This is a genomic window from Microcystis sp. M53602_WE12, assembly GCF_030065455.1.
Lineage (GTDB): Bacteria > Cyanobacteriota > Cyanobacteriia > Cyanobacteriales > Microcystaceae > Microcystis > Microcystis aeruginosa.
Genome location: NZ_JASJFB010000751.1, coordinates 1 through 10,543, shown reverse-complemented (window position 1 = coordinate 10,543; position 10,543 = coordinate 1). Strand labels below are relative to the sequence as shown.

Below are 10,543 nucleotides of genomic sequence, written 5' to 3'. Positions count from 1 at the left end.
GTTCATTTGTTCCCGTTCGATCCACACCTCTGGATCAAAACTAAACCAACGTACCTCGTCATCGGGCGGTTGCGGTTCCATACGGGAGTAATCCACCGAACGCTTATCCACACGGGCAGGAGTGCCAGTTTTTAGGCGACCGGTCTCGAATCCGAGACGATTTAGGGTTTCTGTTAAACCCACCGCCGCAAATTCCCCCGCCCGTCCAGCTGCCATAGACTTGCCGCCAATCCAGATTTTGCCGCCTAAAAAAGTGCCAGTGGTTAAAATGACGGCTTTAGCGGCGAAACAAGTGCCGAAATAGGTTTCTACCCCTAAAACTTGCTCATTTGCCCCTAAAATCAGGTCTGTGGCCATGCCTTCCCGAATAACCAGATTGGCTTGGGTTTCGACGATACCTTTCATCACCGCCGCGTATTCCCGTTTATCGGTTTGGGCGCGTAGGGCCCAGACTGCCGGTCCGCGAGAGGCATTAAGAACCCGTTTTTGCAGATAGGTGCGGTCGGCCATTTTGCCAATTTCGCCGCCCAAAGCGTCCACTTCGTGGGTTAATTGGGATTTAGCCGGACCACCGACGGCGGGGTTACAGGGTTGCCAAGCGATTTTATCGAGATTAAGGGTGAGGAGAAGGGTACGACAACCGAGACGGGCGCAGGCTAGGGCTGCTTCACAGCCGGAATGGCCCGCCCCGACGACGATGACATCAAATTCATCTTGAAAGTCTGCGGCTGAGGAGAAAGTCATACTCGATCGAGGGGAAAATTAATTAATCAGGCTAATATTCTAGCAATTTTTCTGAGTTTTCCTCCCAATATAATACAAGAATACTAACTAAGTCATTGACTAACACCAAAGCGATCGCATAAATCTAAAAACAATCTGTATAATCCCTATTTACCCTTGCCTTTTCAGGGCATTACTGGCTAAGTATTATAGGTGCTTATCATATCTTCACGATCGTTTAAAGATTGTAATCATGGATTTACTTGCCAATCCCGTCGCTTTGTCGCGGATACAATTTGCCGTCACCGCTATTTTCCATATGCTTTGGCCGGTGTTAACCACTGGTATGGGCATTTATCTAGTCATTGTCGAAGGATTATGGCTAAAAACCCGCAATCCTGACTACTATCATCACGCTCGCTTCTGGGCAAAACTCTACATTCTCAATTTCGGCATTGGAGTTGCTTCTGGTTTACCCATGGCCTTCCAGTTTGGCATGAATTGGGCGCCTTTTTCGGAAGCGGTGGGGGACTTTTTCGGAACTATCCTCGGTTTCGAGGGAACCATGGCCTTTATGCTAGAGGCTAGTTTTCTAGGAATTATGCTGTTTGGTTGGGGACGAGTTCCCCCGTTAATTCACTTCCTAGCGACAATTCTCGTCGCTTTTGGGGCTAATCTTTCCACTTTCTGGATTCTAACCGCTAATTCTTGGCTGCAAACCCCCGCCGGCGGCATTTTCGTGGATGGTAAATTTATCGTTCAGGATTACCTACAAGCGATTCTCAATCCCTTCATGGTTAATAGTTTCCTGCATATGTTTTTCGCTACTCTGGAAACTTCTTTATTCGTCATTGGTGGGATTAGTGCTTGGTATTTGCTCAATAAACGTCACATTAGCTTTTTTAGTCGTTCTCTCAAAATTGTTCTTACTCTAGCGATTGTTATCGCTCCCTTGCAAATTTTTGTCGGTCATCTTAGTGCCGAACAAGTGTATCACTATCAACCGGCTAAATTAGCCGCCATGGAAGCGCAATGGGAAACTATTCCTGCGGGAGAAACTGCTGCTTGGAGTTTGGTCGCTTTACCCAAGGATAAAGCGGAGACAAATAGCTGGGAAGTGAAGATTCCTAATGCTTTGGGTTATCTTTTGGAGTTAAAACCCAAGTTATCGGAACCTGTTCTCGGCTTAAAAACGTGGAAATACGAAGACAGACCGCACATGGTGGGGCTAATCTATTATTCCTTCCGGATTATGGTCGCTATCGGTCTTTTTCTTGCTTCTTTAATGACTGTAACTGTCGGGCAATGGCTGTGCGGTCAACTGAGTAACGAAAAAATCGACAGTCAAAAATGGTTACTGCGCGCTTGGGTTTTTGCGGCCCCTCTGGGTTATCTTGCGGTTGAAACCGGTTGGATTGTCCGTTGTGTCGGTCGTCAACCCTGGACGGTTTACAATCAAATCCGGACAGTGGATGCTGCTTCTAAACTGCCCGCAGGCGAGATTTTAACCTCTTTAATCGGAATTACGGCGATTTATGTCGTTTTCTTGGTTTCTGCTCTCTATTTCGGTAGTCTTATTATCCGTCAGGGACCAAATCTTAACTTACCACTGCCGGGGACTCAACAGGAAAAAGTGACCTCACCAGAACTAAATCCTCGTTCCCTAGAAGCGCAACAATAGGAGGAACTATGGAACCGTTACAGTATTTTTTGCCACAAATTTGGTTTTTTATTCTGGGATTATTCCTGTTTCTATACGTCCTCCTCGATGGTTTTGACTTGGGGGTGGGAATTCTTTCCCTGACTTCCTCCTCCGAGAAGCGTCGCAGTATTTTAATGACCAGTTTGGGCAATGTTTGGGATGCTAACGAAACTTGGATTGTTTTGATGGGTGGTTCCCTGTTTGGGGCGTTTCCCCTAGCTTACGGGACAATTTTAAACGCTTTATACCTGCCAGCAGTGATTATGGTAGTGGGGCTGTTATTTCGGGCTGTTTCCTTCGAGTTTCGTGAACATTCTCGTCGCAAGTTGTTCTGGAATTATGCCTTCGGACTCGGCAGTTTTTTGGCCGCTTTGGGGCAAGGATTCGCCCTCGGTGCGGTTTTTGAGGGCATTAAAGTGGATGAATTGGGTCATTTTGCCGGCGGTCCCTTTGATTGGTTAACATGGCGATCAATTCTAGTTTCTCTAACTTTAATCCAAGCTTATGTTTTAGTGGGTTCCACTTACCTAATTCTGAAAACTACGGGTAATTTACAGGAAGTTCACTATAAAACGGCAAAAATTGCCGCTATTACCACTTTTATCGGTGCTGTCTTTATCACCATCAGTACGCCGCTGCTTTCTGACCATATCCGTCAGCGTTTATTTGACCCTCGACTAATTTACATCTTTATCCTCATCCCGATTTTAGCTGTGGTCTTACTGGGTTTATTACTGCGGAGTTTGCAACTAAAGGAAGAAAACACCCCCATGGTCTGGACAGTATTGCTGTTTATGCTCTCTTTTATCGGTTTGGGATTGTTGATTTTCCCCGATATTATTCCCCCGTCAGTGACAATTTATCAAGCGGCGGCCGCCCCTAGTTCTTTGGTGTTTATGCTGACTTTTGTGGGTTTTTTAATCCCAATTTTACTAGCCTATACAGTTTATAATTACATCGTTTTTCGGGGCAAAATTACTGCTGAATCCTACGGAGAATAGATGGCGTTGCCGATTTCAGATATGAATCTTCTTTGGTGGTATTTTTAAGGGGAAACTCTCTACCGCTGATGCTAAACTGAATTTATTCTAGGAGGTCTTTGGGGGTAATTAACTCGTAACGCTCGAAGGGTTGATGAATCCAAGGATTATCGGGGTAATATTCCACATAATAGTCAGGTTTGATTCTTGATGCCGCTTTGTACCAGATCACCGCAGTTTTGATATTGGTAATCCCGTATTTTTCCTGTAACAAAATCGAGGTTTTTTGGAGAGTGATTCCCGAATCGACTAAATCATCCACTAATAACAAGGGACTCTTTAATTTGGGTTCGATCATGGCTAAATTCGAGGAAATAGTTAATTCTCCCCGAATTTGATGATTTTGCCCCCCGTAGGAAGCAGCATAAAGAATGGCTAGGGGTTGACGAAAAAGACGACAGAGAATGTCACCGACGCGCAATCCTCCCTTAGCTAAACAGACAATCTGAGCAAATTGCCAACCAGAATGATCGATTTTTACTGCTAATTTTTCGATCAGACGATGGTATTCATCCCAAGAAACATAAACATCGGCCATATTTTCCATTCCCGATTCAGAATTACTTATTTTCGGCAGGTCGATCACTACTCCAGGCCCACCAAACTCGATCGCATTGACAATGATAGAATTCCTGCCATTTACGTCGAGAATCTTCTCCTAAAACGGGTGCGCGGCGATTGATCCAAACGGCCTGAGCTTCTTTAGCTTTTGCCCCACAGTAAGGACAACAAAAATTGTAGGCGTGAACAGCATTCTCTGTCCAGTCAGGGGGAAAGGGACTAAAAGCATCCATAATCTCTGGGTTAAGGGGGTTAACAGTCAAAAAGGGGCTTGAATCGCTGGTGTTTAGGCTATAGTTCTCAATTTCTACCTCGATAATTTTTACAGCGTTTCCCATAAAGATGAAGTGTAACCTAATTTGGTATTGATGACCGACTCCACCAGAGGAAAACTTCGTGCCTCACCATTAAGATAAATGCTACAATAGGTTTTGACAAGCTGTAAATCTTCAAATATGGAAAGAAGTTATACAAAAGTTGCTTTTATAGATAGGAACATAAATTAAATATACCCTAATAAGGGTGAATAAGCCAGGCTTATAATTTTACCAAAACTAATGAAATAGCTTCTCAAACCACTCCCCAAAAATGATTATTTTACATAAGTACATTTACCTTGATGTGCTGCTGGGTAGGTTTTGTGCTGGCTAAAAGTATCGTTGGCATGAGACACCTAAGTGCGCTCGTGAAAATGCAAGGAATTAATGTCAATTATAATCGCCAAAGTTTAAATAAAATTTTGAAAAAAGGCACGTTAGAAACGCGCCTCAAAAATTATTAATTAAACTTCAGTTAAGAGATCTAAATTTAGACTATTAGCAGCCTAAACGACGTTTGTAGCCTTCAAAATCTTCACGCATTTTCTTATAGGCCAGATCTCGTTCTTGGGGCGACATATAAGCACGATCGCTTAGAGTGCTTGGCTGCGTCATATAAGCTAGAGTAGAAATGTCTCCTCAAAATTATTTTAAAAAGCTTCGTCTTAACGCCTTACATCAATCCATTACCCAAAACCCCGAACTAACGTTAATTTATCAAATTGCCGAAGAATTAGGTTTTTTTGAGCGAGGACATCTTGCCTCTGATTATAAACAACTGTTTGGTTATTTTCCCTCTGAAACTTTTAAAAATAGAACATAATGAGCCATCTTAATTGTCATTGTGAGCGGTAATAAATTCTAATCAGGACAAAAAATTGTGCGAAAACCGATATGATTGGTAGAAGTGTCGATATCTTCGGGATGGCGAGCGGCGGGACGGTAACGAGCGCAGTAGTTAGGGGCGCAGAGGAAAGAGCCTCCTTTGAGGACTTTACGGGGTTTTCGCATTGAGGGATGAAGTTTGAGGTTATAACTATCTTCTTCGGTTCCGCCTAGGGGATTTTTCGGGGTACAACAGGCTTTAGTCGGGTTTTTGGGATGTTGTTCCTGATACCAATCTTGTGTCCATTCCCAGACATTACCTATCATGTCATAAAGTCCATAACCATTGGGGGGATAGCTTTCTACTGCTTCTGGACCGGGTGCATGAGGTTGGAGATTTTGCCAAGGAAATTGTCCTTGCCAAGTATTAGCCATGACTTTACCATTAGGCATAAATTCATCACCCCAAGCAAATTCTGCCCCCTCTAAACCCCCTCGTGCAGCAAATTCCCATTGTGCTTCAGTTGGGAGTTCTTTTCCTGCCCATTTTGCATAGGCAAGGGCATCTTCATAGACAATATGTACTACAGGATGGTTTTCTCGATTTTTAATTGAACTTCCAGTACCTTCGGGATGTCGCCAATTTGCCCCCGGCATATATTGCCACCAGCAGACAGTACGAGGATCAACGGGACGATCTGGTTTCACAAAAACGGCAGATCCGGGAACTAATATTTCAGGATCAGCATTAGGATAATCTTCTGCTTTCGGTGGTTTTTCAGCAAAGGTAATATATCCTGTTTCTTTGACAAATTTTCTAAATTGTTTATTAGTGACCAAATATTTATCCATCCAAAAGCCGCTAACGGTTACGGTGTGGACGGGTCCTTCTTCAGGATATTTACGACTGTTTGACCCCATTTCAAATGTTCCCCCCGGAATCCAGATCAGATCTTTATGGGGAGGTTTACCTGGAGCAGATGAGGGGTTTTGAGATATTTGCATACTCAAGATATAGCCTTTATTTTATCAAGGGTTAGAGTGGGTAGGGGCAATGCAGAAATTACCCCTACAGCTTTGAAAGCAAATCGGGTCTATGCTACAGACTAAGCAGATTAGTCACGCCACAACATCCCTATTAATTCTGTCTCAGGATCGATCGCGCCCGCGCCCGCGTCATTTTTAATCGTGACAATGACTTTTTTCAGCTTCGCACCTTCAAACTCGAAAAACTCGCACTCATGTTCGTAGTCTGATGATACAGGCTGTCCGGGATCTCGACCAATATTAAATCCCGCCCCAAACTTACCCGGTTGAGTCAGGAATTGCTCAGAATATTCTGGGAAAGGTTCCTCAATCGTGGTACTTTGCTTAGTACCATTGATATAGAGTTGTACCTCTCCTATGGTACTACCACCAAACTTGCTATCCGGTTGTTGATTGGGCTTCTTGTTAAATACAACTTTGAGTGTATTTTCCTCGTCGGCAAGATTAGGGAGTGGACAAGTGATCTTCTGTTGCTGTTGTCCTAACCAGTTATAGACATAACAGAGTTTGCCCTCGTAGATATAGAAACTATATCCACCAAAACTTCCTCCATGAGCTATCATTACCCCTTTAGGAGTCTCACCCGTGGAGAAATCAACAATGGCTTCGATTTCGTAAGAACGACCTCGGGTATTCGGAGCAACGGCTTCGGGAATTTCTGATCCCCCTGGATAATAGGTGTAACTGAAGGTAGCATCCTTTGGGTCATCTTGAGCAAATGCTGGGGGACGTAATTGGGGACGATCTCCACCCATAGCCGAGCGATCATCAATAGGCATACCTTTGTATAACCCTGCTTGCACGAACCACATATACTTCATCTGTTCGAGTTTATCGGCATATTTCGGGTCATTAGCTAAGTTACGAGATTGAGTCGGATCGGGAGTTAATTCCAATTTCAGATCCCCATCCATACAGTACAATTCCCAGATATCCTTCTCAAAATTACCCCAATTAGAAGGCGCAGGAGCATGGACAGTACAAACGTGCCAACCTTTATACCAGACTCCTCTTGTTCCTAACATCGAATAGAACTGAGTTTCTCGCACTTTCTTGGGTTTTCCATTGGCATCCTTGGGTTTTTGCTCGTCAGAGAGTCTGTAAGCAAATTGATACTCAGGTTGAGCATATTCGGGAGCGAAAGTATAGGCGAAGCTAATTCCCTCAATGGGATTTTGGGTGTAACCTTTAACCACTTCTGGGGGTTCTACACCACACATTTCGTAAAGGGTAGGTACTAAGTCAACCGCGTGAATGTACTGTTTGCGAATCCCCGTATCTGCGATACCCGGTCCACACATCATAAAGGGAGTTGCAGCACCACCTTCATAACCTGACCAACGTTTCCAGTATTTGAAAGGCGTATCAAAGCCCCAAGCCCATCCTGTAGGATAGTGATTATAGGTTTTCAGTGTGCCTAAATCTTGGAGAAGGGCAAAGTTCTTGTCAAAATCATCGGGAATACCGTTAAAGAACAGGTTTTCATTCACTGAACCATTAGGCCCACCTTCTGCACTAGCACCATTATCAGCTACAGCAACAATGATGGTGTTATCCATTTGACCCGTTTCTTCGAGAAAATCGAGCAAACGACCAATTTGTTCATCGGTATAGGTGGAGAATGCCGCATAAATCTCGGCCATACGGATAAATAATGCCTTTTCTTCGGGACTTAATCCTTCCCAAGGTTTTACCCAATCAGTTTGAGGCCACGTCTTACCAGCAGGAACTCCTTGGATCTTAGTGTGGTCAGGGTTAGGTTCTCCAAGCTCACCTTCACCATGAGGATTAATCTCCGAGGGTGTTGTTACCTCATCCCCAAAGATGCCTAATTCTTTCATTTTGGCAAGGACTTCTGTGCGATAGACTTCATAGCCATCTTTAAAGATACTTGTCTCGACAAAGGATAAATCTTCTGGATTATCGGGATCTCCCAGGCTCGTGTTATAATCATAATCTAGGATCTTCTGAGGCCAGATTTGATGGGGTGCATGGTTGGCACCGGGACAGAAGTACATCAGCCAAGGTTTATCTGGAGCGATCGCCTTTTGATCTTGGATAAAGGCAACTGCCTTATCTACCAGGTCTTTCGATAGATGATAACCGTTCTCTTTATCCCCCATATTGGGACCATAAGGAGGTTCAATCAGATGGTTATCATAGACCAGATCTGGATACCATTGATCGGTTTCTCCGCCTAAAAAGCCATAATAGCGTTCAAAACCACGACCTAAAGGCCAATGCCGCTTCGTGGATGCCATATTTGCCTCTTCTTCTGGCACTAAGTGCCATTTACCAAGGGCGAAGGTACTCCAGCCACGCTCACTCAATACGGCTGGAATCATGGCATTTTCAAAGGGAATGCGACCATTATTACCAGGGAAACCCGCTGTCACCTCTTCGATACAAGACATCCCGTTACTGGTAGCATTGCGTCCATTTAATAGGGATGAACGAGTGGGAGAACAAAGAGCGGTAGTGTGAAAGTTGGTATAAATTAAGCCTTTTTCGGCAATACTAGCTAAATTGGGCATTTTAATTTTGCCACCAAACATTTCCCAGGCACCAAATCCCGTATCGTCAATGACGATGTAAAGAATATTCGGTGAATTTGGGGGTGCTTTCGGTTCGGCGTAGGGTTCCCAATCGGGTACGGAATCACGAATATCGAGGGCGATTGTCCCGTTGAATTGTTTAGCCATAGAGTCTCCGTAAATTGAGGCTTGTCACAGGTGTCTGATTCGCTTGTCTGAGAGCGGCCAATTCAAGTTTGAATCGTACCAGTACCTGACTGACTAGATGCAGAAACGTTGAATCCTGTCATAAAACTTTACCTTGACGGTTCTTCGTTACTTGTTATGGTTCGATAGGGGGGCATAAATCGACTAAATCTTTATCTGGCAAAAGATTTAATTGAACGGTGGCGGCGAATTCAGTGGCGGTGAAACAAAGCAGTTTATTGATGAGTGTGGGGTATGGCTATTTTTTATTTCATGAAAAAAATATCAAACAAAGACTATTTGGTTGTATTATTATACTGGCTGGTGTTTCTCTGTTAAGCATTCTTTAGTAAAATAAGAAAAGGCTCTTCTGGATCAAGGATGATAATCAAAAATTATGGCGAAAGGCTGGCTAAAAAGCGGCAGCGCATATTTTCAAAATCAGGAATCGCGCCTCTAGGAGGGTTAGTGATTCTCCTTCTCCGCTGCCCCACCAGAGTCCTTCCACAGAGTCAACAGTTAGATAATTACTGTGAAAATTATACAACCAATGGATTAACTGAGGGCATGAATACAAAAATAAAGCCTATTAAAAGAATAAGTTATGAATTAAAGCAATCTTGAACATCTTCGACTTAAGCTGTTTGCTGGCTTTAATTCATAACAAAAAGTAAAACACGAAAACCAGAATACCCAAATCTGAATGGCTTATTAATAACCGGAAAAACTGACTCAATAGATAATCTCCTTGTTTAATTTATCACTAAAAAAATATGGCTAAAGGGGATCAAATATACGCCTATCGGGAATTGCTCAATCTTCAGGGTGTTTATGCCCATCATGGCATCGATTGCGGTGATGGTAGCGTCATTCATTATCGAAAACCGAGCGAGATTGTGGAACGAACTTCCCTAGAAACTTTTGCTAGGGGCGGTAAAATCTATGTGGTGCGCTATGTGGAGGTGGGATTTTCCTTTATCCCCGATGTGGTGGTAGAAAGGGCGCTAAGTCGTCTGGGGGAGCAGAAATATAATCTTCTTTTTAACAACTGCGAACATTTTGCCACTTGGTGTAAGACCGGTATTAGCAAAAGTCAACAGATAGAAGAATTTATCCCGATTATTACCCATTTACAAGCGGTAGGACTCTACGAACCTCTGAAAAAATCCCTCATCGGAGCCGACCCCAACAATGCCCAAACCCTGTTAAAAGGGGCTTTAAGCAATCTTAAGGTCAGTTGGGATGAAATTCAACCCCAGTACAAAAAAGCCATTCAAGAAGCAGAAACATGGAATCGAGTAGCGATCGAAGCTTTAAGCAGAAATCGCGATGATTTAGCCCGGGAAGCCCTGAAACGCAAGGTAGAAGCCAAAAAACAGGCAAAACGCCATCAGGAACAATTGGATCAACTAGCGGCCATGACCGAAAATGTTCTTAAAAGTCTGGTGATTGCTAACGGTTAGTCTGGATTTGACACTCCCCGCTCTAAAGAGACGGGGATTCTTGGTTCACAGAGATTACTTGCTTAGACAGAATTGCTTCTGAAAAAGTAGAGGTATTCTCTCCCCAAGCGTTTATTGGATCGAGCCCAAAGGTTCCGGTATGCCC

Annotated in this window: 9 protein-coding genes and 1 pseudogene; 5 read left to right on the top strand and 5 right to left on the bottom strand. The window is 43.7% G+C overall.

Translation table 11 applies throughout. The annotated features are described in order from the left end of the window. Positions 1–744: FAD-dependent oxidoreductase (locus tag PX482_RS23275; RefSeq protein ID WP_288123087.1), on the bottom strand; the 744-nt coding region annotated here is incomplete at its 3' end. Positions 745–976: 232 nt separating this feature from the next. Here PX482_RS23275 and PX482_RS23270 point away from each other — a divergent pair. Together PX482_RS23270 and cydB are read left to right on the top strand one after the other, a co-directional pair. Beyond that, a complete protein-coding gene (locus PX482_RS23270) occupies positions 977–2,404 on the top strand; it encodes a cytochrome ubiquinol oxidase subunit I (protein WP_288123086.1) in 1,428 nt (475 codons plus the stop codon). Positions 2,405–2,412: 8 nt separating this feature from the next. Further along, positions 2,413–3,426: a cytochrome d ubiquinol oxidase subunit II gene (cydB, locus tag PX482_RS23265; protein WP_002753098.1), complete on the top strand. Its 1,014-nt coding sequence runs from the start codon at positions 2,413–2,415 to the stop codon at positions 3,424–3,426. 82 nt (positions 3,427–3,508) lie between these two features. Here cydB and PX482_RS23260 read toward each other — a convergent pair whose 3' ends face one another. Then, a complete protein-coding gene (locus PX482_RS23260) occupies positions 3,509–4,003 on the bottom strand; it encodes a phosphoribosyltransferase (RefSeq protein ID WP_043998939.1) in 495 nt (164 codons plus the stop codon). Positions 4,004–4,025: 22 nt separating this feature from the next. Further along, on the bottom strand, positions 4,026–4,259 hold the full coding sequence (locus PX482_RS23255; protein WP_002771307.1) for a hypothetical protein: 234 nt from the start codon (positions 4,257–4,259) through the stop codon (positions 4,026–4,028). Between the two features lie 715 nt (positions 4,260–4,974). On the opposite strand from PX482_RS23255, the gene PX482_RS23250 reads away from it, so the two are divergent. Next, positions 4,975–5,166 (top strand): helix-turn-helix domain-containing protein, encoded by a 192-nt coding sequence (locus tag PX482_RS23250; protein WP_002757988.1) that lies wholly within the window; start codon positions 4,975–4,977, stop codon positions 5,164–5,166. A 38-nt stretch (positions 5,167–5,204) separates the two neighbouring features. Here the strand turns inward: PX482_RS23250 and PX482_RS23245 are convergent, their stop codons facing one another. Together PX482_RS23245 and PX482_RS23240 are read right to left on the bottom strand one after the other, a co-directional pair. Beyond that, complete coding sequence (locus PX482_RS23245; protein WP_288024459.1) at positions 5,205–6,173, bottom strand: formylglycine-generating enzyme family protein; 969 nt, start codon at positions 6,171–6,173, stop codon at positions 5,205–5,207. 110 nt (positions 6,174–6,283) lie between these two features. Further along, positions 6,284–8,917 (bottom strand): sulfatase-like hydrolase/transferase, encoded by a 2,634-nt coding sequence (locus tag PX482_RS23240; protein ID WP_288095125.1) that lies wholly within the window; start codon positions 8,915–8,917, stop codon positions 6,284–6,286. Between the two features lie 531 nt (positions 8,918–9,448). On the opposite strand from PX482_RS23240, the pseudogene PX482_RS23235 reads away from it, so the two are divergent. Both PX482_RS23235 and PX482_RS23230 read left to right on the top strand, forming a co-directional pair. After that, positions 9,449–9,599 (top strand): annotated as a pseudogene (locus tag PX482_RS23235) (transposase); the annotation flags it as partial. A 109-nt stretch (positions 9,600–9,708) separates the two neighbouring features. Beyond that, entirely contained in the window at positions 9,709–10,398 is a 690-nt protein-coding gene (locus tag PX482_RS23230) for a lecithin retinol acyltransferase family protein (RefSeq protein ID WP_288095128.1), read from the top strand. The last annotated feature ends 145 nt before the right edge of the window (positions 10,399–10,543 follow it).